This is a genomic window from Pseudomonas sp. TE50-2 (assembly GCF_040813665.1).
In the GTDB taxonomy this organism is placed as follows: Bacteria; Pseudomonadota; Gammaproteobacteria; order Pseudomonadales; family Pseudomonadaceae; genus Aquipseudomonas; species Aquipseudomonas soli.
Genome location: NZ_JBFNXN010000001.1, coordinates 992195 through 1015051, shown reverse-complemented (window position 1 = coordinate 1015051; position 22857 = coordinate 992195). Strand labels below are relative to the sequence as shown.

Below are 22857 nucleotides of genomic sequence, written 5' to 3'. Positions count from 1 at the left end.
TGAGGATGCCCGTGGACCGCGCGCAGCAAGACGCATGGCCACAGGCAAGGAGGGTGCCTGGCCTGCCGCCACCGTGACGCGGCCGGCGCACCGCAGCTGAACACCGCCGGACACTGGCCCGCGATCAGGGCCGGGCCGGGTTGCCGAGGTCCGCTGTATGCCTGATGAGTTGAACCACCTGCCACTGATCCAGCGTGTCCTGGCCCGTGAAAAGGACACCCCCGGCGCCTTGTTGCCGATCCTCCACGCCATCCAGGCCGGCGCCGGCTACATCCCCGGCATCGCCGTCGCCGAGATCGCCCATGCCCTCAATCTCAGCCAGGCCGAGGTGCGCGGGGTGCTCAGCTTCTACCACGATTTCCGTACCACACCGCCGGCCCGCCATACCCTGCGCCTGTGCCGCGCCGAGTCCTGCCAGAGCCGTGGCGCCGAGGCGCTGGCCGCGCAATTGCGCGAGCAGCTCGGGCTGGATGATCATGGCCGCAGCGAAGACGGTGCGCTCGACCTGCGCCCGGTGTACTGCCTGGGTGCCTGTGCCTGCTCGCCGGCGTTGGAGCTCGATGGCCAGCTCCACGCCCGCGTCACTCCGGAACGCCTGCGGGCGCTGGTAGCGAGCTGCCGAGAGGAGGTGAAGGCATGTTGAACCTGTGCATCTCCTGTGATTCGCTGGCCCGTGCAGTCGGTGCCGACCAAGTGGCCGATGCGGTGGCCCGCGAGGCGGCGCAGCGCAACCTGCCGATACGCATCAAGCGCACCAGCTCCCGTGGCCTGTATTGGCTGGAGCCGCTGGTAGAGCTGGACACTGCGCAAGGCCGGCTGGGCTTCGGGCCGGTAGCGCCCGAGGATGTCCCCGGTTTGCTCGATGCCCTGGCGGGCGACCACGCCGGCCATGCGCTGGCGCTGGGGCCGGTCGAGGACATTCCCTACCTGAAAACCCAGCAGCGCCTGTTGTTCGCCCGCGCCGGCATCACCCGGCCGCTGTCGCTGGATGACTACCACGCCAACGGTGGCTTCGAGGGGCTGCGCCAGGCCACCCTGCTGGACGGCGACGAAGTGGTCGCGGCGGTGCTCGATTCGGGCCTGCGTGGCCGAGGTGGCGCGGCCTTCCCGGCGGGCATCAAGTGGCGCACCGTGCGCCAGGCGCCGGCTGTGCAGAAGTACGTGGTGTGCAATGCCGACGAGGGCGACTCCGGTACCTTCGCCGACCGTATGCTGATGGAGGGCGACCCGTTCCTGTTGATCGAGGGCATGATCATCGCCGGCCTCGCCGTGGGGGCGAGCAAGGGCTACATCTATGTGCGCTCGGAGTACCCCGATGCGGTGCGCGCACTCAACGAGGCGGTCCTGCTGGCTCGCGAGGCCGGTTACCTGGATGTCGCCGGCAGCGGCGTGGCCTTCGACCTGGAGGTGCGGGTCGGCGCGGGTGCCTATATCTGTGGCGAGGAAACCGCGCTGCTTGAGTCCCTGGAGGGCAAGCGCGGCATCGTCCGCGCCAAGCCGCCGTTGCCGGCGCTGGAGGGCCTGTTCGGCCAACCGACGCTGGTGCACAACGTGCTCACCCTGGCCTCGGTACCGATCATCCTGGCCAAAGGCGCGGCCTATTACCGCGACTTCGGCATGGGCCGCTCGCTCGGCACCTTGCCGTTCCAGTTGGCCGGCAATATCCGCCAGGGTGGCCTGGTGGAGCGCGCTTTCGGCCTGACCCTGCGTGAGTTGGTGGAAGGCTACGGTGGCGGCACCGCCAGTGGCAGGCCGATCAAGGCGGCGCAAGTCGGCGGCCCGCTGGGTGCCTGGGTGCCGCCTGAACAGTTCGACACGCCGCTGGACTACGAGGCATTCGCCGCCATTGGCGCGATGCTCGGCCACGGCGGTGTGGTGCTGGCCGACGACACCCTCAACATGGCCGGCATGGCCCGCTTCGCCCTGCAGTTCTGCGCCGAAGAATCCTGCGGCAAGTGCACGCCGTGCCGGATCGGTTCGACCCGCGGCGTGGAAGTGGTCGACCGGCTGATCGCCAGCACCGACCCGGCCTACCGCGAAAGCCAGGCGGGGTTGCTGCGCGACCTGTGCGACACGATGCAGTACGGCTCGCTGTGCGCCATGGGCGGGATGACCCCGTACCCGGTGGTCAGCGCCCTCAAGCACTTCCCCGCCGATTTCGGCCTGGAGGCCGCGCAATGATCAATTACTTCGACCCCAGCAGCGACCTCGACCTGGGTACCCCGCAACGCATCAGCGAGGTGCAGGTCAGCCTGGTCATCGACGGCCGTTCGATCAGCGTGCCTGCCGGCACCTCGGTGATGCGCGCCGCGGCCATGCTCGGCACCAGCATCCCCAAACTGTGCGCCACAGACAGCCTCGAGGCCTTCGGCTCGTGCCGCATGTGCCTGGTCGAGATCGATGGCATGCGCGGCTACCCGGCGTCCTGCACCACCCCGGTAGGCGAGGGCATGGTGGTACGCACGCAGACGCCACGCCTGGCCGATCTGCGCCGCAACGTGATGGAACTATATATCTCTGACCATCCGCTGGACTGCCTGACCTGTTCGGCCAACGGCAACTGCGAACTGCAGACCGTCGCCGGCCAGGTCGGCCTGCGCGAGGTGCGTTATGGCTATGACGGCGCCAATCACCTGGACGAACACAAGGACGTTTCCAACCCGTACTTCGACTACGAGCCGAGCAAGTGCATCGTCTGCAGCCGCTGCGTGCGTGCCTGCGAAGACATCCAGGGCACCTTCGCCCTGACCATCACCGGGCGCGGTTTCGACTCGCGCGTGGCGGCGGCCGGCGGTGACGATTTCCTCAGCTCCGAATGCGTGTCCTGCGGCGCCTGCGTGCAGGCCTGCCCGACGGCGACCCTGAGCGAGAAAAGCCTGATCCAGCTCGGCCAGCCCGAGCGCGCGGTGATCACCACCTGTGCCTATTGCGGCGTGGGCTGCTCGTTCCGCGCCGAGATGAAGGGCGACCAGCTAGTGCGCATGGTCCCGGACAAGAATGGCGGCGCCAACCACGGCCATGCCTGCGTCAAGGGCCGCTTCGCCTGGGGCTACGCCACGCACCCGGACCGCATCACCAAGCCGATGATTCGCAAGCGCCTGGAGGACCCGTGGCAAGAGGTCAGCTGGGACGAGGCGGTCACCTATGCCGCCAGCGAGTTGCGGCGCATCCAGCTCAAGTACGGACGAGATTCGATCGGTGGGATCACCTCCAGCCGCTGCACCAACGAAGAGGCGTACCTGGTGCAGAAACTGGTGCGCACGGCCTTCGGCAACAACAACGTCGACACCTGCGCGCGGGTCTGCCATTCGCCAACCGGTTACGGCCTCAAGCAGACCCTGGGTGAGTCCGCCGGCACCCAGAGCTTCGACTCGGTGATGCAGGCCGACGTGGTGCTGGTGATCGGTGCCAACCCCACCGACGCGCACCCGGTGTTTGGCTCGCAGCTCAAGCGCCGCCTGCGCCAGGGCGCGCGATTGATCGTCATCGACCCGCGGCGTATTGACCTGGTCGATGCGCCGCATGCCCGCGCCGAACTGCACCTGCAACTGCGTCCGGGTACCAACGTGGCCATGCTCAACGCCCTGGCCCATGTGATCGTCAGCGAGGGCCTGCTCGATCAGCGCTTCATCGATGCCCGCTGCGAAACCGAGGACTTCGCGCGCTGGCGCGACTTCGTCGCCCAGCCCGACAACGCACCTGAAGTGCTTGGCCCGGTGTGCGGCGTGCCCGCCGAGCAGATCCGCGCTGCCGCCCGGCTGTACGCCACCGGCGGCAATGCGGCGATCTACTATGGCCTGGGCGTGACCGAGCACAGCCAGGGCAGCACCGCGGTAATGGGCATCGCCAACCTGGCCATGGCCACCGGCAACATCGGCCGCGAAGGGGTGGGGGTGAACCCGCTGCGCGGGCAGAACAACGTGCAGGGCTCGTGCGACATGGGCTCGTTCCCCCACGAGTTGCCCGGCTACCGGCATATCTCCAACGAAAGCGTGCGCGCCGAGTTCGAGCAGGCCTGGGGCGTGACCCTGCAGCCCGACCCGGGCCTGCGCATACCCAACATGTTCGAAGCTGCGCTGGACGGCAGCTTCAAGGCGCTGTACTGCCAGGGTGAGGATATTGCCCAGAGCGACCCCAACACCCAGCACGTCACCGCCGCGCTGTTGGCGATGGAATGCGTGGTGGTGCAGGACATCTTCCTCAACGAGACAGCCAAGTTCGCCCATGTGTTCCTGCCGGGCAGCTCGTTCCTTGAAAAGGATGGCACCTTCACCAATGCCGAGCGGCGCATCTCGCGGGTGCGCAAGGTGATGGAACCGCTGGCCGGCAAGGCCGACTGGGAGGCGACCCTGGCCTTGGCCGACGCCCTGGGCTATCACATGGACTACCAGCATCCGTCGCAGATCATGGACGAAATCGCCCGCCTGACCCCGACCTTCCGCCGGGTCAGCTATGCCGAGCTCGACCGCCACGGCAGCCTGCAGTGGCCATGCAACGACGCCGCCCCCGACGGCACGCCTACCATGCACATCGAGCAGTTCGTGCGCGGCAAGGGGCGCTTCATGCTCACCGGCTACGTGCCTACCGACGAGAAGGTCAACAGCCGTTATCCGCTGTTGTTGACCACCGGGCGCATCCTCAGCCAGTACAACGTCGGCGCGCAGACCCGGCGCACCAGCAATGTCGCCTGGCACGACGAGGACCGGCTGGAGATCCACCCCAGCGATGCCGAGAGCCGCGGCATCGCTGACGGCGATTGGGTGGGCGTAGGGAGCCGCTCCGGGCAGAGCGTGCTGCGCGCCAGGGTCAGCAGCCGGGTGGCGCCGGGGGTGGTGTACACCACCTTCCACTTCCCCGAGTCGGGGGCCAACGTGATCACCACCGACAACTCCGACTGGGCCACCAACTGCCCGGAATACAAGGTCACCGCAGTGGAGGTGGTGAAGGTGTTCCAGCCGTCGGAATGGCAGAAGCGCTACCAGAGCTTCAGCGACGAGCAGCGGCGCTTGCTCAAGGAGCGGCGTCAGGCGGAAAAGGCGGAGGTGCGCCGATGAGCAGCGACAACCTGGTGAAGATGGCCAACCAGATCGCCCATTACTTCGACAGTGAGCCGGATCATGCCAAGGCGGTGCAGGGGGTGAAGCAGCATCTGCAGAGCTTCTGGACGCCGGCCATGCGCCGGCAGTTGCTGGCGTGGATCGAGGCCCATGCAGGCGAGGGGCTCGACCCCAAGGTGCGGGAGGCTTTGGCGTAGCTCGCCTGCTCCCGCAGGATGGCGCATGGCTTGAGGCTGATGCGGTCGTTGTGGGAGCCGGCTTGCCGGCGATGCGCCGCGTCAGCGGTGCCCTGTGGCCGCCGGCGGGCGCCCGCCTTGATCCGATCGGCAGCAATAGATCTGCTCCGGATCCCCTTCGTCGAGGTTTTCGACTACGCCGCTTGCGACGAAGCCCTGGCGCTTCAGCAACCGGCGCATCGGCTCATTGGAACGATTGGTCGAGGTGAACAGCTTCTGCCCACGGCAATCGGCTTGTATGCAGGCCAGTAGCGCGGCCCCCAGCCCAGCGCGCCGATGGTTTTCGCCAACCATCAGCATCTCGATGAACGCACAACCGAAGAAGTGCCGGTGCATCACCGCATAGGCGGCCACCTTGCCTTGTACCTCGGCCACCAGGCAACGGTACTGCGCGAGCCAGTCGGCAATTTGCTCGGCACGCTGCGGGTCTTGGCGGGCAACGCTGTCGATGGCGATCAGTGCCGGCAGGTCCTGTAGTCCAGCAAGGCGAATATGCATGGTGGGGCTCTACGATGAAGGTGCCGGGATTATCCGCGCCCGGATACGTCCTGCACAGATGTTGGCGCAGCGCATGGCCTGGATGAAATGTCCGTCATGTTCGCAGGGTTAACGAATAGCCAGTGCTACGCTCGCAAAAACACCCTGACGGAAGCCCACCATGGACATGAACTGGCACCAGGCCCTGCAAGCGAGCCTGAGCTGGCTGGCGATCGTCTCGTTGGTCACCCTTGGCTGCTTCATCGCTGCCGCCTTCCTGGCGGTGCGCTGCACTCGCTGGGGCGCTCAGTTCTGGCACCTGGCCGGGCCTTATTTCAGTTGGCGCCGCAGCTGGCGCCCGCTGCTGGCCTTCGCCCTGCTGCTGGTGCTGACGTTGTTCGCGGTGCGCCTGAACGTGCTGTTCTCGTTCTGGTACAACGGTTTCTATAGCGCCTTGCAGGCCCTGGACCAGACGGCGTTCTGGTACATGCTCGGGGTGTTCGCGGTGCTGGCGACCATCCATGTACTGCGTTCGCTGGTCACCTTCTATGTGACCCAGGCATTCAACATCCGCTGGCGGGTGTGGCTCACCGAGCGCCTGACCGCCGACTGGATGCACGGCGATGCCTACTACCGTGGACAGTTTCTCGCAGAACCCGTGGACAACCCCGACCAGCGTATCGAGCTTGACGTGAACAACTTCGTCACCGGTTCCCTTTCCCTGGCGCTGGGGGCGGTTGGCGCGGTGGTGTCGCTGGTGGCGTTCACCGGCATTCTCTGGAGCCTGTCGGCACCACTGGCCGTGGCCGGCGTCGAAATTCCCCGGGCGATGGTGTTTGCTGTCTACATCTATGTGCTGATCGCCACCTGGATCGCCTTTCGCCTCGGCCAGCCGCTGATCCGTCTGAATTTCCTCAACGAGAAACTCACCGCCAACTTCCGCTACGCGCTCATGCGCTTGCGCGAGAACGCCGAGAACATCGCCTTCTATCAGGGCGCGCAGGTGGAGCGCGGCACCTTGCTCGGGCGTTTCTTCGCCTTGATCGGCAACGCCTGGGCCCTGGTATTCCGGAACCTCAAGTTCAGCGGGTTCAACCTGGGTGTAAGCCAGGTGGCGGTGGTGTTCCCGTTCATCCTCCAGGCGCCGCGCTTTTTCAGTGGCGCGATCAAGCTCGGCGACGTGATGCAGACGGCCCAGGCCTTCGGCCAGGTGCAAGATTCACTGTCGTTCTTCCGTGAGTCCTACGACACCTTCGCCCGGTATCGTGCCACCCTCGACCGTCTGACCGGGTTTCTCGATGCCAACCAGCAGGCCAGTGAGTTGCCACGGGTGACCACCGTGGACCAGGCGCATGCGCTGGGCATCCATGGCTTGCAGGTGCGTCGGCCCGACGGCCACGCGCTGATCACCGATCTCGACCTGAACCTGCACAGCGGCCAGGCGCTGTTGATCAAGGGACCTTCGGGCAGCGGCAAGACCACCTTGCTGCGCGCCCTGGCGGGCCTGTGGCCCCATGCCGACGGTGAGGTCAGGCGGCCGTTGGGGACCCAGGCGCTGTTCCTCTCGCAACGTCCGTACTTGCCGTTGGGTGACCTGCGTACTGCCATCGCCTATCCGGCGCAGGGCGAGCCTGGGGACGATGCGCGCATGCAACAGGCCCTGCGCCAGGTCAATCTTGCCCACCTGGCCGAGCGACTGGACGAGCCGCGTGACTGGTCGCGCATCCTGTCGCTGGGCGAACAGCAGCGTCTGGCGTTTTCCCGAGTGCTGTTCAACCGGCCGCAGGTGGTGTTCCTCGACGAGTCGACTTCGGCCATGGACGAAGGGTTGGAGCATGCCTTGTATTCGCTGTTGCGTGAGGCGTTGCCGGCGACGCTGCTGGTCAGCGTCGGGCACCGCAGCACCCTGGCGGCGTTCCATTCCCATCGCCTGGAGGTGGACGGGCAGGGGGGCTGGTCGCTCCTGGAGCCGCAGCCGTCAGCCATGACCCCGTGATTCCAGGACGCCCGCATCCTTGAGCGGGCTTGCCCCGCTATGGCGCAGTCCAGGCAATGAGATTGGTCCTGCCAGTTTTAGCGTCGGGTAAACCACAGCCCGGCCAGCGTGATCAGAGCGAACCCGCCCCCCACCATGAACGTCGCCCGGTACCCCGCCCAGTCCCACAAACCACCGGCCAGCACACTGGCTACCAGCAACGCCACCCCGGTCACCAGGTAGAACACGCCGAACGCAGTCCCGCGCAGCGCCTCGGGCGCGCTGTCGGCGATCAGGGCGCTGAACACGCCCTGGGTAAAGCCCATGTGCAATCCCCACAGGGTAACGCCCAGCACCAGGCCGGGTAGGCCCGGCAACCAGGCCAGCAGCAGATCGGCCATTACCAGCAGGGCCAGCCCGGCCATCAGCACACCCTGCCTCCCGATCCGGTCGGAGAGTGCGCCGGCGGGGTAGGCCGACAGTGCATATGCCAGCGCCATCAGCACCAGCACGGCTGGCGCCCACAGTGCCGCAAGGCCTAGCGCCTGACCGCGCAGCAGCAGAAAGGCCTCGCTGAAGCGTGCCAGGGTGAACAGCGTGGCCAACATGACCAGGCGCCAGTAACGGTTGCCCAGCCGGGCCAGCTCACGCAATGCCAGGGGAGCGGCGCGCGCACTTGTCGCTGCGGGCTTGTCGGGCTCGCGAACGAAGGCGATCAACACATAGAGCGCCATAAATGCGGGGATTACCGCCACCCAGAACACCGTCTGGAAGTGGCTCGCGGTCAACCACATCAACAGGATCGCCAGCAATGGCCCGAAAAAGGCCCCGACCGTATCCAGCGCCTGGCGCAGGCCGAATGCTGCGCCGCGCAGTTCGGCGGGAGTGACATCGGCAATCAGCGCATCCCTCGGCGCGCCACGGATGCCCTTGCCGACACGGTCGAGAAAACGCGCAGCGGTCAGCCATTCCAGCCCAGGGGATAGCGGGAACACCGGCTTGGTCACGGCAGCCAGGCCGTAGCCGATCACCGTCAGCAGCTTGCGCTTGCCCAGGCGGTCGCTGAGGGCCCCGGAGAACACCTTGGTAAACGCCGCCGTCGCCTCGGCGATACCTTCGATCAGGCCGACGGCCAGCACCGATGTGCCGAGCACGCTAACCATGTACAGCGGGAGGAGGGCGTGGATCATCTCCGAAGAGATGTCCATCAGTAGCGAGACAAAACCCAGGGCCCAGACGCTGCGGGGGATGAGGGCGAGGCTGTGGCGGCGGCGCGAGTGCGGAACACTGTTCATGGGTGATCTCGGCGTTGCTCCGATTTCACTCTAGACAATAGTGGCCTCATCGAGCGGGCTCAGGCTGCCCCCTGCTGATGCAACTGCCCGGCTGGGCGTACGCATCAGATAGGCGATGGCGCCGTCCAGGCTCTTGCCCAGGGCCGCATCTGCCGGGCACTGATCGTGAAAAGCGATAGGTCAGGTCCTGTGCTCGAGCTGGCGCTCGATCATGTACTTGACCGCCAGACGGCGCTCCTTGAGATGGCGCAGGTCTTCGTCCACAAAGTTGCCTGCCGAGATCGATTCGGCGGCCAGCACCTGGTTGTCGATGTCCATGTACTCGTCCAGCAGGCGGTCGAGCTGCGGGTCTTGCTGGCGGCGCTGCTGGACGATTTCGCGTGGGTAGTGCAGGTCCTGGTAGAGGTCATGGGAAACGGGCATGGCGTCCTCCTTGTGATGCGCCGATGGGCTCTATCTGATTGGAATGGAGGAATGCGATTGTGTTGAAGCGAGGCGGTGGAATTGCGACGAGCGGTTGTCGGATGCGCCGCGAGAACCCTCTCGAAAGCAGGCTGATACAACTAACTTGCTGTTTTCCTGCGTTTTTTTTAAAAAAAAAGCTTCCCACCTCGAAAAAAGGTTGTTAAAGTGCCGGCCATTCCCGAGCAGCAACACACGGAGCTGCCAAGGGTTGTCAGTGAGGCGATGATCAGTCATTCGCCAGATCCGATACAGGGGCGTCGCCAAGCGGTAAGGCAGCAGGTTTTGATCCTGCCATGCGTTGGTTCGAATCCAGCCGCCCCTGCCATTTCCAAGCTGTATTCTCTCCTCAATCGCCTTTCGGCGATTTTTTCGTTTCTGCCTACCTGTTTTCCAGCGACTCGGCCAGCACCTGGGCGAGGATGTGTTCGTGCACCGGTTTCTGCACCACCTGGCATCCCGGCAACTCCAGCCCTTGCAACTGGGCGTAACCGGTGAGGAACACCACGGGCAGGTGCGGAAAGCGCTCGCGGGCCGCCAGCGCCAGTTGAGCACCATTGAACTCCGGCATGGCGAAGTCGGTGAGCAGCAGGTCAATGCGTTCATCGAGCAGGGCCATGGCCTGTGTACCGTTGTGCGCCTGGTGTACCTCGTAGCCCTGGCGCTGCAGCAGGTCACCGATCATCTCGCGCACCAGATGGTCGTCGTCAACCAGCAGGATGTGACGCTCGGTCCCTCGGGCGAAAAGCGGGCGCACATCGTCCTCGCCTGCCGTGAGCGCATCGGCACGCACCTTCACCGCTGGCAGGTAGACACTGACCAACGTGCCGTGACCTGGCGTTGTATCAATGCGCACGCCCCCCCCGATCTGTTTGGCGAAGCCGAACACCTGCGCCAGCCCCAGGCCCGAACCCTTGCCGATGTCCTTGGTGGTGAAGAACGGCTCGAAGGCTTTGGCCAGCACTTCCTCGCTCATGCCGCAGCCACTGTCGCGGATGCTCAGTACCACGTACTCGCCGGGCTCCGGGTCCTCCGGGCGTTGTGGACGGGTGTTGACCCGGGTGTTGCGCGTGGCCAGGGTCAGTTGGCCACCCTCGGGCATGGCGTCGCGGGCATTGATTGCCAGGTTGAGGATGATCATCTCGGTCTGGGTCGGGTCGGTCAGGGCTTGCCATAGCCCAGCATCGAGCTCCAGGCGCACTGCGACGCTGCCACCCAGAGTGCGGCGCAGCAGTTCCTCCAGCCCCGCCAGCGTGCGATTGAGGTTCAACGGCACCGGCTCCAGGCGTTGCTTGCGCGAAAACGCCAGCAACTGGCTGGTCAGCTTGGCCCCGCGCTCGCCCGCCTCGCGAATGTGCTGCAGGCGCTTGTGGGCCTTGTCCAGCAGGCCTTTGTCCAGGTCGTTCTGCAGGAAGCTGGCTCCGGTGAGGATCACCGTCAGCAGGTTGTTGAAGTCGTGCGCCACTCCGGCGGTGAGCTGGCCCACCGCTTCCAGGCGCTGCATCTGCTGCAGCGCGGCCTCGATGCGTTCGCGCTCGGCGATCTGTTCACGCAGGCGTTCGTTGGCCTCGGCCAGGTCCAGCACCGCCTCGCGTTCGCTGGAGATGTCGCGGGCAACCACATGCAGCAGGTTGTCGTCCGGCACCACCACCCACGACAGCCAGCGCTGCTGGCCTTCGGCATGCAGGATGCGACCGACGAAGCGGGCGCTGGTGCGCCCCTGGGAGAGCGCGGCCAGCTCGGTGAGGAAGGTTTCCTGGTCGGCTTCTGGCAGCAGCTGCAGCAGCGAGATCTGCGCCAACCGCTCACGGGGAAAGCCCAGCGCGGCTTCCCAGGCCGGGTTGAGGGCTACCGGGGTCAGGTCCTTGTTGAGTACCGCCAGCAGGTCCTGGGACAGTTCCCAGGCGCGGTCGCGCTCGCGGGTGCGGCGCTCGACCCGCTCGCCGAGCATCTCGTTGAGTTGCTCCAGCGCCCGCGTGGCCTGGCGCTGCTGGTGGATGTCCTGCAGCACCCCGGAAAAGCGCACGCACAGGCCGTCGACGAGTTGGGTCTGGCCGGTGGAGAGCAGCCAGCGCGGTTCCAGTGCGCCGGGTTGCGCGATACGGAACTCTGCCCGGTAATGGCCATCGCTGTCAGACCGCATGGCCTGCTCGACGGCGTTACGCACACGGGATTGGTCGTCGGGGTGGATGCCGGCGTAGAACACCTCGATCGTCATCCGGGTGTCGCTGGGCAGGCCGAACAGCATCTTGCAGCGGTCGTCCCAGACCAGCTGCCCGTCCTGCGGGCGGTAGTCCCAGGTGCCCATGCCGGCGGCATCGATGGCGATGCGGGCACGCGCCTCCGCTTCGGCCAGGGCCTCTTCGGCGCGGCGTCGACGCTGGCGTTCCTGCACTTCGGTCAGCGCCCGGCGCACGGCCTTGGGCAGCAGTGGCAGGTTCTTCTTCAGGACGTAGTCGGTGGCGCCGAGGCGGATCATCTCCACCGCGTGCTCTTCGCCGTAGATGCCGGAGAGGAAGATGAACGGAATGTGTGGCGCCAGGCGTTGGGCGATGGCCAGCACATCGGCGCCGGAGGAGCTCGGCAGCACGCAATCGCACAGGATCAGGTCGTACGAGGACTCGCCCAGGGCGTGCTTGGCACCGACATGGTCGAACACCAGCCGTGATTGCACCTGAAACCCGCTGCGCTCGAGGCGCACCAGGATCAGCTCGGCATCCATGGCGCTGTCTTCGACCATCAGCAGTTTCAGCGGAGTAAGCTGCATCGTGTCCGCCTCAGTTGCTGCCGCGACGGTTCAGGCGCAGCGAACCGGGTGGTGGCTCGTTGAGCACCGCCCAGAACATGCCCAGGTCGGAGATGGCGGTGACGAACTCCTTGAACTCCACAGGCTTGACCACATAGGCATTGACCCCGAGCTCATAGGCCCGGCTCAGGTCCGGCCCCTCGCGCGAGGACGTCAGCATGACGATGGGGATGCTGCGCAACTCGGCGGTTTCGCGCACCACCTTGAGTACTTCCAGGCCATCGACCTTGGGCAGCTTCAGGTCCAGCAGCATCACTGCCGGGTTGCCGCCGTCGCGTCCGGCAAAGGTGTTGCGCCGCAGCAGGTAGTCCAGCGCATCGGCGCCGTCGCGCACCACGACCACCTCGTTGGCCAGTTGGCTGCGCTCAAGGGCGAGCAGGGTCAGTTCGAGGTCTCTGGGGTTGTCTTCGACCAGCAGGATAGGTTTGAGCATGATGTCCGGCCTCAGGCAGACTTTGGGTTGAGTGGCAGGGTGAAGTGGAAGCTGGCGCCCTGGTTGATGCGGCCCTCGGCCCACACCCGGCCATCGTGGCGCTCGATGATGCGGCGCACGCTGGCCAGGCCGATCCCGGTGCCTTCGAACTCTTCCATGCGGTGCAGGCGCTGGAACACGCCGAACAGCTTGTCGACATAGGCCATGTCGAAGCCCACGCCATTGTCGCGCACATAGAACTCGAGCTCGTGCCGGTGGCGCACCGCGCCGATCTCGATGCGCGCGGGCGAGCGGCCACGGGTGTACTTGATGGCATTGGCGATCAGGTTGTGCAGGACCATGTTGATGAAGGCCGGGTCGGCGATCACCTTGGGCAGGTCGGCGATTTCCCAGACGATGTCGCGCCCGGCATAGTCCGGTACCAGCTCCGTGCGGATGGTGTCGGCCAGGGTATTGAGGTCGACGTCGGACAGGCGCAGCGCCGAACGGCCCATCTGCGAGAAGTTGAGCAGGTTGTCCACCAAGGTGCCGGCGAACTGCGCGGCATCCTCGATATGGCCGAGGAAGCGCTTGCCGCGCTCGGAGAGCTGCTCCCCCTCTATTTCGCCGAGCAGTTCGCTGTAGCCGGCGATGTGCCGCAGCGGAGCACGCAGGTCGTGGGACACGCTGTAGGAAAAGGCTTCGAGTTCCTTGTTCGAGCGCTTCAGCTCGCCGGCCAGCTGTGCCAGTTCTTCGGCCTTGCGCAAGACGATGCCGAGCACCGCGCCGCGCAGCTCCAATACGCCTTCGACGATCAGCGGGTGCCAAGGCGCGCTGAAACCACGCACTTCCTGCTGCCAGCGCTCGAAGCTGTGCCGTGGATTGAGATTGCCTTGCAAACCTACGGACTTCTCCGGCCGGCCCGCCCAGTTCACCGTGTGGGCCTGCTCGGGCCGGAACCATACAAGATAGTGCGAATGGATCTGCGAGATCGCGACTGCCATTACCCCGGCGGCATGCCGGGCCAGCTCGGGCAGCTCTTCGATGTCACGATGAACGTTGTCGGTATGGAACACCGCCTCGCCGTCACGCCGCGCCAGCCAGTGCGCGAGGGCATTGACCAGCGCCGCCGGCGGCGTGGCGCCGATCAGGTCGCAGCGCTCGGCGCTGATGATCGCCGCCCCCGAGGCCCCGGCGAACTGCAGCATCACTTCGGGTTGGGCGAGCAGGCCATCGCTGACACTGTCGTGGTCGGCCATCGAGCCGAGCATGCGCACGATGCGCTGGCGCAAGTCGAGCAGCTGGCGTGTGCTGTCGTGGGACTCGATAGCCTCGATCTGCAACGACAGCACATTGGCCAGCAGTTCGCAGGCGGTGCGGGTCTGGAAATCCACCGGCCTTGGCTGGTCATGGTGACAGGACACCAGGCCCCATAGCTGGTCATCGACCACGATGGACAACGACATCGACGCCAGGGTGCCCATGTTGCGCATGTACTGCAGGTGCACCGGCGACACGCTGCGCAGCGAGGCGAAACTCATGTCCAAGGCCTTGCCGGTACGCGGATTGTTGGCCGGCACCAGGGGCGAAGGCTGGTAGTTGGCGTCCTCGATCACCCGGATGCGGTTGATCCGATACAGCTCGCGGGCCTGGCGCGGGATGTCCGAAGCCGGGAAGCACAGCCCCAGGTAGCTCGGGTAGCCGGGGTCGGCGTCCTCGGCCAGGACCGTGCCGGTGCCCTCGCTGTCGAAGCGGTAGGCCTTGACCCGGCCAAAGCCGGTGATGCGTTTGATCTGGCGCACGGACTGCAGCAGCAACTCGTCGATGCTGGTGACCTGGTGCAGGGTGCTGACGAAGGCGCGGACCAGCGGGTAGTAGTTGTCCTTTTCGCTACCCTGCGCAGTACCGCGGTGCGGTTCCAGTTCGAGGATCAGCACCTGGTCGTGGCGGTGGGCCAGGACCCGCAGCGGCGCTTGCCAAGGCGCACCATGGTGCAGGTGTGTGTCGCCGATGTGAAACGGGAAGATCTCGTCGTCGGGCAGGCTGGCCAGGCGGGCGCGCAGGTCGAAGCTGGCGCTGACCAGCTCGGCGAAGGCCTGGCCCGCCAGCGCGCGGGCAGGTACGCCCAGCCAGCGCTCGGCATTCTCGCTGGCCTGGAGAATACGCAGGTCGGTCTCGTCCAGTACCAACAGGAAACCCTGTGGCTGAATGCTGCCCGGAACCTGGATCGGTTCCTGGGCACAGCGCTCGATGGCCTGCTCGAGCGAGGTCTGTTCGGTCGTCACGGGACTCTCCTGTAGGGTCCGTCCACGCATGGCGCATGCGTATTGCACAGGATGTTGCTGGTGAACGGTATCAGAATGCCGGCTACTTTGCCGGATCTGCTTGTTTTGAAAGGCGCCAGGTGCTGGGGTTTCGTTGCCAGGCAAGAAAATTCTATCGTGTCGCGCTTGTCGGGCTCGTAAAGGGCTGCACAGCCCTCGGTCCCACCATTTTCATTAATGCCAAAGAGGGGTAGGGCTTGCCCGGCCCGGATCCAATCGCGCTGCTACGCTCAAGTTCAACCTATACAGGAAGGACTGACAGGTGACGGAGCGCTTTGTGGCCATGCTGTTGGGCCTGTGGTTGAGTGGCAACGCCATGGCAGCGGATTTTCTCGTCGAAGTGCAGGTGCGCGTGCAGCGCGGGTGCATGCTGGTCAACCAGCAACGCGATGCCGGCCCGCAGGCGCTGGGGCGCATCGACCTGGGCAGCGCGGCGCGCCTGGATGGCCCTGGTGCGCCGTTGAGTGGCGTGCTGCTGGCCCAACGTCCGCCAAGGCTGGAGTGCAACCCGGACACCCCGTACCAGGTGCGTGTCGATGGCGGCCAGCACGGTGGCATCGGCGAACTGCGCTACCTGGCAAGCCGCGATGTCCAGGCCCGGCCGATTCCCTATCGCCTCTACCGCGACGCCGCCTGGCGCCAGCCGCTGGCGGTGGACGTTGCGCAATCGGCGCGGGTGCCGGACAGCGGCTCGGTGGAGCTTCCCCTCTACGCACGGATCGACAAGCTGGCCTGGGTGCCCCGCGCTGGCCTGTATGCCGATCTGCTCAAAGTCACGGTCACCTGGTAGGGAGGCTTCATGCTCATGGACGCGCTGCACCGTGGTTCGATCCTGCTGCTCACCCTTGGCCCGCTGCTGTTGCCCAGTGGCGCGGCCCACGGCACCACCACCGGTTTCATCCAGGCGCGCCTGGTGATCAGCGCCGCCTGCCAGATCAGCAGCGACCCGCAACCGGCCACCCTGGGCAACCCGGGGTTGATGGACTTCGGTGCGCGGGGGCCGACCTGGGACCAACCCCTGACCAGCCGGGTCGACGAGGCCGGCGGCGAGGGCAGCCTGCAGATCAGCTGCTCGCCCCAGGTACGCGCCTTCAGCGTGCGCATCAATGGCGGGCAGAACGGCAGCGACGGCGTGCGCCGCCTGAGCAACGGCCGCGAACTCATTCCCTACCAGCTGGCCATCGACCCAGGCGGCAACAGCCGCTACGGCATCGGCCAGGCCCGTACCTTCACCATCAGCAGTACTCAGCAAGTGCCCGTGCCCATCTACGGCGTGGTGGTCGCGCAACCGCGCGCGCTGCCCGCCGGGCTGTATCGCGACACCCTCAGGGTGACCCTGGACTGGTAACACGCAAGGAGATTCCGATGCCCAAGCACCTCACCCGCTGCATCCTCGCCGGCCTTGGCCTCGCCCTGGCGGCCCAGGCCCAGGCCGCCACCGTGACCGGCACCATCAGCTCGACCCTGACCCTGACCGCCGCCTGCCAGGTCAACGGCAGCGGCGGCACCTCCGGGCTGAATTTCGGCAGCCTCAACTTCGGCACCCAGGATTCACTGTTCACCACCGCCAATGGCCAGGTGCTCGGCGGTGGCGGCGGGGCCATGAGCATTCTCTGCTCGGCAGGCACGGTGCCGACGATCAAGGTGCGTGCCGGCGCCCATGACTCGCAGTCCGCCGGCGGGACCCGGGCCTTGGCCGATGGCGCGGGCAATTTCGTGCCCTACGACTTCTACACCGATGCCGGGCACACCCAGCTGTTGGCGATCGACGGCACCATCACCCTGCCGACCAGCACCGGCGTGGCGCAGACCGTCAACCTGTATGGCCAGGCCCGGGGTAAAGCCGGCCTGCCGGCCGGGGTGTACACCGACACGGTGGCGGTCGAGTTGAGTTTCTGAGCCATGCCAGGCACTGCGCGGCTACTGGCGGTCGGCTTGTGCCTAGCGTTGACCCAGGGCGCCCACGCGGTCACCACCAGCACCTTCCAGGTGACGGCGCAGATCGTCGCCGGCTGCCTGGTGGTGGGCGGCGTGACGGCCTATGGCGTGCTCGACTACGGCACCAGCTCGGCACTGTCCACGGCCACCCTGAGCACCTCGCTCGGCGGCAGCACGGTGACTTTCCAGTGCACCCCCGGCGTGGCCTTGAGCATGAGCCTGGACGGTGGCCAGAACAGCGCCAGCGGCACCCGCAATCTCAAGCGCTCGGGCGGTACACAATTGCTGGCCTACCAGCTTTACCGCGACGCCGGTTTCAGCCAGAGCCTCGGCATCGGCAGCAGCGTGGCGGTGAGCTACAGCGACCCGACCGCAATCAAACTGCCGGTCTATGGCCGTACCACCCTGACCGGCACCTTGCCGGCAGGGACCTACACCGATGTCGTGCAAGTGACGGTGACCTGGTGAAAGGCCACTGCGGATAACAGAGAAGGAGAGGGGCATGGGGGCAGGCGCTAACTGGGCGCGTGGGATCATCGGGCTGCTGCTGTTGGCCAGTGCACCGGCTTTCGCGGCCACTTCGGTGTTGATCTGGCCGATCGATCCGGTGCTGGAGGCCGACCAGAAGGCCGGCGCGCTGTGGCTGGAAAACCGTGGCACGGCGCCGGCCAGCCTGCAGGTACGGGTGTTCGCCTGGCGCCAGGGCGAGTACCAGGAGCAGTTCCAGGCCCAGCGCGAGATCATTGGCAGCCCGCCGGTGGCGAATATCCCGGCGGGCCAGAAGCAACTTATCCGCCTGACCCGCACGGGCAGTTCGCCTGCGGGCCAGGAGCAGGCGTACCGCATCATCATCGACGAAATACCGTCACCACTGCCGGCTGATGCCGCCAGCGAAGGGCCGAAGGCGGCGATCCGCCTGCAGATGCGCTATTCGGTACCGCTGTTCGTCTACGGCGAAGGGCTGTGGGGCAAGCCCGACCCAGAGGGCAAGCGCAGCGCCGAAGGCGTGGGCAAGCCGCAGTTGAGCTGGCGCGCGGTGACGGTACAGGGCAAGCCCTATGTCGAGCTGCGCAACACGGGGCCGGTGCATGCGCGCCTGACCGATGTGGTGCTGCAGCAGGCTGGCCAGGACAGGCCATTGGTCGAAGGGCTGCTCGGCTATGTGTTGCCCGGCGCCAGCATGCGCTGGCCGGCACCTGCCACGCCGGGTGCTGCCAGCGTGCTGAAAGGGCGGGTCAACGGCCAGGAGGTGGCGCAGGCCATCAAACAGGGGCAATGACCCACGCTTGAACGGATCACAGGGGCCAGGGAGGACCCGGCAATGGTTGGAAATCGTGTGTGAGCTGGGTGCGGGTGGCAACGCACCGGTTGTGGCTGGGCCTGGCGGTGCTGGGGCCCGGCCTGGGCGTGGCCGACGAGCTGCCGCCGCCGCCCTCGGAACATGCCGCCATCGCCGACGCCACGTTGTACCTCGACCTGCTGGTGAACCAGGTGGCCAAGGCTGAGCTGGTGCCGGTGCAGCAGCGCGCCGGGCGGCTGTACCTGGCCAGCGAGGTGCTGCGCGAGGCGGGCGTCAGGCTGCCGGGCGAGCCTCAAGGCGAGGTGGCCCTGGACGATATCTCTGGCCTGCACAGCGACTACGACAGCCAGAACCAGCGCCTGCTGCTGCAGGTGCCGCCGGCCTGGCTGCCCGACCAACAGGTCGGTGAGCGCAACCTGTACCCGGCCAGCGACGCGCGCAGCAGCTTCGGCGCCTTGCTCAACTATGACGCCTACCTCAACGACACCGATGAGGGCGGCAGCTACCTGGCCGCCTGGAACGAGCTGCGCCTGTTCGACGACTGGGGCACCTTTTCCACCACCGGGCAGTGGCGCCAGTCGTTCAATGGCGCCACTGCCCAGGGCCGGCAGGGCTTCCTGCGCTACGACACCACCTTCCGCTACACCGACGAGCAGCGCCTGCTCACCTATGAGGCCGGCGACCTGGTGACCGGCGCGCTGCCCTGGACCACCTCGGTGCGCGTGGGCGGCCTGCAACTGTCCCGCGACTTCGGCGCCCGTCCCGACCTGGTCACCTATCCGCTGCCGGCCTTTGCCGGCGAAGCCGCCGTGCCGACTTCACTGGACCTGTTCATCAACGGCTACAAGAGCAGCAGTACCGAATTGCAACCCGGTCCCTACACCCTGACCAACGTGCCGTTCATCAATGGCGCCGGCGAAGCGGTGGTGGTCACCACCGATGCCCTGGGTCGGCAGGTGTCGACGACCTTGCCGTTCTATGTCACCAGCAGCCTGTTGGCCAAGGGCCTGTCGGACTTCTCGGTGGCCGCCGGCAGCCTGCGCCGCGACTACGCCGTGCGCGATTTCGCCTATGGCCCGGGTGTGGCCTCGGCGACCTTGCGCCATGGTGTATCCGACTACTTCACCATTGAAACCCATGCCGAGAGCGCCGAGTCGCTGATGCTCGGCGGCCTGGGCGGCAACCTGCGTCTGGCAACCTTCGGCGTGCTCAACGCGGCCGTGACCCAGAGTCGCTTCGAAGGCGATACAGGCCAGCAGCTGGCGCTGGGCTACCAGTACAACAGCCGGCGCATCGGCTTCAACTACCAGCGTGTGCAGCGCCATGGCGATTACGCCGACCTCTCGCGGGTCGACAGCCCTTACACGCGCCTGAGCCAGCGCAGCGAGCAGGCGACCCTGAGCCTGAACCTGGACAGTTACGGCAGCCTCGGTGCCGGCTACTTCGATGTGCGCGCCGGTGACGGCACGCGCACGCGGCTGATCAACCTCAGCTGGAGCAAGCCGCTGTGGCGCAACAGCAGCCTGTACCTGTCGGCCAACCGCGAGGTCGGTGACAGCCAGTGGGCGGTGCAGGCGCAACTGGTGATCCCCTTCGACCTGCGCGGCACCCTGGCTTTCAGCGCCGAGCGCAGCAAGGACGGCCAGGACCTGCAGAGGGTCAACTATAGCCAGGCGGTGCCGGTGGGCGGTGGTGTGGGCTACAACCTGGGCTACGCCACTGGCGGCAACCGCGACGACTACCGCCAGGCCGACCTGACCTGGCGCCTGCAATCGGTGCAGTTGCAGGTGGGCGCCTACGGCAGCAGCGGCGAGATGACCCGCTGGGCCGACGCCAGCGGTTCGCTGGTGCTGATGGATGCGGGGCTGTTCGCCGCCAACCGCATCGACGACGCCTTTGTGGTGGTCAGCACCAGCGGCTACGCCGACGTGCCGGTGCGCTACGAGAACCAGCAGATCGGTCGCACCGACCGCAATGGCCACTTGCTGGTGCCCTACAGCAGCGGCTATTACCGCGGTAAATACGAGATCGACCCCATGGACCTGCCCGCCGATGTGCTGGCACCGCAGGTGGAGCAGCGCGTTGCCGTGCGCCGTGGCAGCGGCTACCTGCTGGAGTTCCCGCTCAAGCGTGTGCTGGCTGCGAGCCTGGTGCTGGTCGATGGCAATCAGCAAGAGCTCAAGCTGGGCAGCCGGGTACGCCATCAGGAAAGCGGCGCCGAGGCCGTGGTGGGCTGGGATGGGCTGGTCTACCTGGAAAACCTGGCGCCGCACAATCGCCTGCTGGTGGACAAGGCCGACGGCGGGCAGTGCCAGGTGGCGTTCGACCTGCCTGAAGGGGAGGGGCCGATCCCGTTGATCGGTCCGCTGGTGTGCCAGTGAATGTTCGACGGTACGGCCTGCTGTTTGGCCTGTTGCTGGCGCCATGCCCGGCCTGGGCGCTGTGTTCGTCGGTGGCCACCACGCCGGCGGCGTTCGGCACCGTCAATTCGACGCTGGTACGTACTACCGTGCAGACTGCCTCGAGCACCAATTCCGGCTTGCAGTGCACCGGCTCGCTGCTCAGCCTGCTGACCAGCAACGACCACTTCTACGCAACTATCACGCCCGCCTCCGGTGGCCTGGTCGGCCCGACCGGCGATGTCATCAACTACACCCTGTACGCCGACAACAGCGTCAACTACCCGATCACCCGGGGCGTTGCCTTCGACTTTGCCCGCAATGGCATCATCGACTTGCTGGGCCTGCTCAATGGTCCGACGCCCAAGGCGGTACCGATCTATCTGCGTACACAGGTCGGTAGCAACGTCGCTGCTGGCCTGTATCAGGAAACCCTGACCGTTGCCTGGAGCTGGAACTACTGTTCCGGTATCGGCATAGGTGCCATCTGCCTGGGGCGCGATATCGGCAGTGGCAGCAAAACGCTCAACGTCAGCCTGACGGTAAGCAATGACTGCCAGATCACCACACCCAATATCAGCTTCGCCAGCGCACCGGTGGTGGCCGGGTTCGGCACGGTGAACCAGAGCCTGAGCGTGTCGTGCACCAAGGGCAGCAACTATACGGTGGGCCTGGACGACGGGCAGAATGTGTCGGGCGGGCGGCGACGGATGAAATCCAGTGCCAACAACTACCTGGCCTACGACATCTTCAAGAGTGCCGGCGTGGTGCGCTGGGGCTCGGTGGGCGCGGCGCGGCGTTCGAGCAGCGATGCCGAGGTGAACCCCGGGGCGGGGACCGGCACGGGCAGCCAGGTGTTCAACTACAACGCCAAGGTGTACACCGACCAGGCCACACCGCCGGCGGCGACCTACACCGACAGCGTGATTCTGGATGTGCAGTTCTGAGTGCTGGCGTAGCTCAGCGCAAATCGTCGACCATCTTCAGCAACGTCTCAAGCACCGCCCCGGCCAGCGCCTTGGAGCGCTCACCCGACCAGCCGGTGCGCGGATTCGGCGCATCGTCGTGGTCCTTGAACGGCATCTCCAGGGTCAGCGACAGGCAGTCATGGGCCTGGCCCACGGCATTGCAGGCCAGGGTCATGTTGGCCTGGCCCGGTTCGTCGCGGGTATAGCCGTACTTCGTCTGGAAGTCCGGTGTCAGGCTGCACAGGGTGCTGCGGAACTGCTCTTCCAGCTTGGCGATGCGCGGCGTGTAGCCGGGGTTGCCCTCGCAGGCCGCGGTGAACACATGGGGGATCTCCTCGTCGCCATGGGCATCGATGAACGCGTCCACGCCATGCAGCTTCATCTGGCTCTGGGCGAAGAACACCTCGGGGCTCAGTTCGACGCTGGCGTCCTGCCAGGCGCGGTTGAGGTCCTTGCCCTTGAAGTTGGTGCGCAGGTGGCCGAGGAAGGCGCCGTCCGGGTTCATGTTGGGGATCAGGTACAGGTCGGCCTTGGCCAGCAGTTGCTGGATGACCGGACCATTGGCTTCGAGGGCGTCGATCACACCTTCCATGAACCATTCGGCCATGTGCTCGCCCGGGTGCTGCTGGGCAATGATCCACAGCTTGCGCTTGCCATCCGTGCCGTTGCCTGCGCGCAGCAGCGGAATGTCACGACCCTGCACGCTGCGCCCGCTGGCCAGCAGTTCGACGCCGCGGATCTGTTTGGCACGCTCGATCAACTGGTTGTGGCGCGCACGGGGGTAGGGCTCGAAGTAGGCGAACCAGGCTTGTGGCTGTTCGGCCTTGAAGTCGAAGTTCAGGGCCTTGCCGTCGAACTGGCTGGGCACGCGGAACCAGGTCTGCTGGTCGTACGAGGCCACGGCGTGGTAGCCGGTCCATGCGTTCTTGTAGGAGGACTGGTGGGCGTTGTCCAGGCTGAAGCGATGGACCTGGCCCGGAGTCAGGCCGCTGGCCTTGAAATGGAACCACTGGAAGTGGTCGCTGTGACTGTCCTTGCGGATGTTCAGGTGGACGTGGGCAGGGTCGCTGGCGTCCAGGACCAGGATGTTGCCGGAGTCGAAATCGCAGTCGATGTGCAGCGGGGAGAGCGTCACGGTCATTGCCAGCCTCCTGTTGGCGTTGTTGTGACCGTACTCTACACCGCCTGGTGGTGCGGGTGCGCAGGTT

The 22857-nt window shown here is 66.1% G+C and carries 19 protein-coding genes and 1 tRNA gene; 13 read left to right on the top strand and 7 right to left on the bottom strand.

Translation table 11 applies throughout. The features are described from left to right. Window positions 1-157 precede the first annotated feature (157 nt). Genes AAHK21_RS04550 through AAHK21_RS04535 form a run of 4 tightly spaced genes read left to right on the top strand, consistent with a single transcriptional unit; the run spans window position 158 to window position 5254 of the window. The gene (locus tag AAHK21_RS04550) at window positions 158-643 is read left to right on the top strand and encodes a formate dehydrogenase subunit gamma (protein ID WP_046856314.1); all 486 of its coding nucleotides are present in this window, start codon (window positions 158-160) and stop codon (window positions 641-643) included. Further along, the gene (locus AAHK21_RS04545; protein WP_367856568.1) at window positions 637-2181 is read left to right on the top strand and encodes a formate dehydrogenase beta subunit; all 1545 of its coding nucleotides are present in this window, start codon (window positions 637-639) and stop codon (window positions 2179-2181) included. The genes AAHK21_RS04550 and AAHK21_RS04545 overlap by 7 nt, the downstream gene beginning before the upstream one ends. Further along, the gene (gene fdhF / locus AAHK21_RS04540; protein ID WP_367856567.1) at window positions 2178-5054 is read left to right on the top strand and encodes a formate dehydrogenase subunit alpha; all 2877 of its coding nucleotides are present in this window, start codon (window positions 2178-2180) and stop codon (window positions 5052-5054) included. Before AAHK21_RS04545 ends, fdhF begins: the two co-directional genes overlap by 4 nt. Continuing rightward, window positions 5051-5254: a formate dehydrogenase subunit delta gene (locus tag AAHK21_RS04535; RefSeq protein WP_367856566.1), complete on the top strand. Its 204-nt coding sequence runs from the start codon at window positions 5051-5053 to the stop codon at window positions 5252-5254. The genes fdhF and AAHK21_RS04535 overlap by 4 nt, the downstream gene beginning before the upstream one ends. 81 nt (window positions 5255-5335) lie before the next feature. Here the strand turns inward: AAHK21_RS04535 and AAHK21_RS04530 are convergent, their stop codons facing one another. Next, on the bottom strand, window positions 5336-5791 hold the full coding sequence (locus tag AAHK21_RS04530; protein ID WP_367856565.1) for an N-acetyltransferase family protein: 456 nt from the start codon (window positions 5789-5791) through the stop codon (window positions 5336-5338). A 160-nt stretch (window positions 5792-5951) separates the two neighbouring features. Here AAHK21_RS04530 and AAHK21_RS04525 point away from each other — a divergent pair, with 160 nt between their 5' ends. After that, a complete protein-coding gene (locus AAHK21_RS04525) occupies window positions 5952-7766 on the top strand; it encodes an ABC transporter ATP-binding protein/permease (protein ID WP_367856564.1) in 1815 nt (604 codons plus the stop codon). 77 nt (window positions 7767-7843) lie between these two features. Here AAHK21_RS04525 and AAHK21_RS04520 read toward each other — a convergent pair whose 3' ends face one another. After that, the gene (locus AAHK21_RS04520; protein ID WP_367856563.1) at window positions 7844-9040 is read right to left on the bottom strand and encodes an MFS transporter; all 1197 of its coding nucleotides are present in this window, start codon (window positions 9038-9040) and stop codon (window positions 7844-7846) included. A gap of 180 nt (window positions 9041-9220) precedes the next feature. Then, window positions 9221-9463 carry a hypothetical protein gene (locus AAHK21_RS04515; protein ID WP_367856562.1) on the bottom strand — a complete coding sequence of 81 codons (243 nt, stop codon included), beginning with the start codon at window positions 9461-9463 and terminating at the stop codon, window positions 9221-9223. A gap of 292 nt (window positions 9464-9755) precedes the next feature. On the opposite strand from AAHK21_RS04515, the gene AAHK21_RS04510 reads away from it, so the two are divergent. Continuing rightward, window positions 9756-9830: transfer RNA gene (locus AAHK21_RS04510), tRNA-Gln, on the top strand. Window positions 9831-9884: 54 nt separating this feature from the next. Here the strand turns inward: AAHK21_RS04510 and AAHK21_RS04505 are convergent. The 3 genes from AAHK21_RS04505 to AAHK21_RS04495 are packed head-to-tail and all read right to left on the bottom strand — an operon-like array spanning window position 9885 to window position 15035. Beyond that, window positions 9885-12269 carry a response regulator gene (locus AAHK21_RS04505; RefSeq protein ID WP_367856561.1) on the bottom strand — a complete coding sequence of 795 codons (2385 nt, stop codon included), beginning with the start codon at window positions 12267-12269 and terminating at the stop codon, window positions 9885-9887. Between the two features lie 10 nt (window positions 12270-12279). Continuing rightward, window positions 12280-12741, bottom strand: coding sequence for a response regulator (locus tag AAHK21_RS04500; protein ID WP_367856560.1), 462 nt, complete (start codon window positions 12739-12741; stop codon window positions 12280-12282). 11 nt (window positions 12742-12752) lie between these two features. Next, on the bottom strand, window positions 12753-15035 hold the full coding sequence (locus tag AAHK21_RS04495) for an ATP-binding protein (RefSeq protein ID WP_367856559.1): 2283 nt from the start codon (window positions 15033-15035) through the stop codon (window positions 12753-12755). 271 nt (window positions 15036-15306) lie between these two features. Here AAHK21_RS04495 and AAHK21_RS04490 point away from each other — a divergent pair, with 271 nt between their 5' ends. From AAHK21_RS04490 to AAHK21_RS04460, 7 genes are all read left to right on the top strand, one after another. After that, on the top strand, window positions 15307-15834 hold the full coding sequence (locus tag AAHK21_RS04490) for a spore coat U domain-containing protein (protein ID WP_367856558.1): 528 nt from the start codon (window positions 15307-15309) through the stop codon (window positions 15832-15834). A gap of 24 nt (window positions 15835-15858) precedes the next feature. Next, entirely contained in the window at window positions 15859-16392 is a 534-nt protein-coding gene (locus tag AAHK21_RS04485) for a spore coat U domain-containing protein (RefSeq protein WP_046857848.1), read from the top strand. 17 nt (window positions 16393-16409) lie between these two features. Beyond that, a complete protein-coding gene (locus AAHK21_RS04480; protein ID WP_102684532.1) occupies window positions 16410-16943 on the top strand; it encodes a spore coat U domain-containing protein in 534 nt (177 codons plus the stop codon). 3 nt (window positions 16944-16946) lie between these two features. Beyond that, a complete protein-coding gene (locus tag AAHK21_RS04475; protein WP_082120453.1) occupies window positions 16947-17450 on the top strand; it encodes a spore coat U domain-containing protein in 504 nt (167 codons plus the stop codon). 34 nt (window positions 17451-17484) lie between these two features. Further along, window positions 17485-18261 carry a molecular chaperone gene (locus AAHK21_RS04470; protein WP_046856302.1) on the top strand — a complete coding sequence of 259 codons (777 nt, stop codon included), beginning with the start codon at window positions 17485-17487 and terminating at the stop codon, window positions 18259-18261. A gap of 68 nt (window positions 18262-18329) precedes the next feature. Beyond that, complete coding sequence (locus AAHK21_RS04465; RefSeq protein WP_367858952.1) at window positions 18330-20663, top strand: fimbria/pilus outer membrane usher protein; 2334 nt, start codon at window positions 18330-18332, stop codon at window positions 20661-20663. Beyond that, window positions 20660-21628 (top strand): spore coat protein U domain-containing protein, encoded by a 969-nt coding sequence (locus AAHK21_RS04460; protein ID WP_367856557.1) that lies wholly within the window; start codon window positions 20660-20662, stop codon window positions 21626-21628. Before AAHK21_RS04465 ends, AAHK21_RS04460 begins: the two co-directional genes overlap by 4 nt. 13 nt (window positions 21629-21641) lie before the next feature. Here the strand turns inward: AAHK21_RS04460 and AAHK21_RS04455 are convergent, their stop codons facing one another. After that, window positions 21642-22790 (bottom strand): M14-type cytosolic carboxypeptidase, encoded by a 1149-nt coding sequence (locus tag AAHK21_RS04455; protein WP_367856556.1) that lies wholly within the window; start codon window positions 22788-22790, stop codon window positions 21642-21644. Between the last annotated feature and the right edge of the window lie 67 nt (window positions 22791-22857).

Bases quoted from the DNA above. Each gene is read 5' to 3' on its own strand.
- AAHK21_RS04455 (WP_367856556.1), bottom strand. From the start codon at position 22,790: ATGACCGTGACGCTCTCCCCGCTGCACATCGACTGCGATTTCGACTCC.
- AAHK21_RS04475 (WP_082120453.1), top strand. From the start codon at position 16,947: ATGCCAGGCACTGCGCGGCTACTGGCGGTCGGCTTGTGCCTAGCGTTG.
- AAHK21_RS04525 (WP_367856564.1), top strand. From the start codon at position 5,952: ATGGACATGAACTGGCACCAGGCCCTGCAAGCGAGCCTGAGCTGGCTG.
- AAHK21_RS04470 (WP_046856302.1), top strand. From the start codon at position 17,485: ATGGGGGCAGGCGCTAACTGGGCGCGTGGGATCATCGGGCTGCTGCTG.
- AAHK21_RS04495 (WP_367856559.1), bottom strand. From the start codon at position 15,035: ATGCGTGGACGGACCCTACAGGAGAGTCCCGTGACGACCGAACAGACC.
- AAHK21_RS04535 (WP_367856566.1), top strand. From the start codon at position 5,051: ATGAGCAGCGACAACCTGGTGAAGATGGCCAACCAGATCGCCCATTAC.
- AAHK21_RS04550 (WP_046856314.1), top strand. From the start codon at position 158: ATGCCTGATGAGTTGAACCACCTGCCACTGATCCAGCGTGTCCTGGCC.
- fdhF (WP_367856567.1), top strand. From the start codon at position 2,178: ATGATCAATTACTTCGACCCCAGCAGCGACCTCGACCTGGGTACCCCG.
- AAHK21_RS04515 (WP_367856562.1), bottom strand. From the start codon at position 9,463: ATGCCCGTTTCCCATGACCTCTACCAGGACCTGCACTACCCACGCGAA.
- AAHK21_RS04505 (WP_367856561.1), bottom strand. From the start codon at position 12,269: ATGCAGCTTACTCCGCTGAAACTGCTGATGGTCGAAGACAGCGCCATG.
- AAHK21_RS04480 (WP_102684532.1), top strand. From the start codon at position 16,410: ATGCCCAAGCACCTCACCCGCTGCATCCTCGCCGGCCTTGGCCTCGCC.
- AAHK21_RS04500 (WP_367856560.1), bottom strand. From the start codon at position 12,741: ATGCTCAAACCTATCCTGCTGGTCGAAGACAACCCCAGAGACCTCGAA.
- AAHK21_RS04520 (WP_367856563.1), bottom strand. From the start codon at position 9,040: ATGAACAGTGTTCCGCACTCGCGCCGCCGCCACAGCCTCGCCCTCATC.
- AAHK21_RS04530 (WP_367856565.1), bottom strand. From the start codon at position 5,791: ATGCATATTCGCCTTGCTGGACTACAGGACCTGCCGGCACTGATCGCC.
- AAHK21_RS04545 (WP_367856568.1), top strand. From the start codon at position 637: ATGTTGAACCTGTGCATCTCCTGTGATTCGCTGGCCCGTGCAGTCGGT.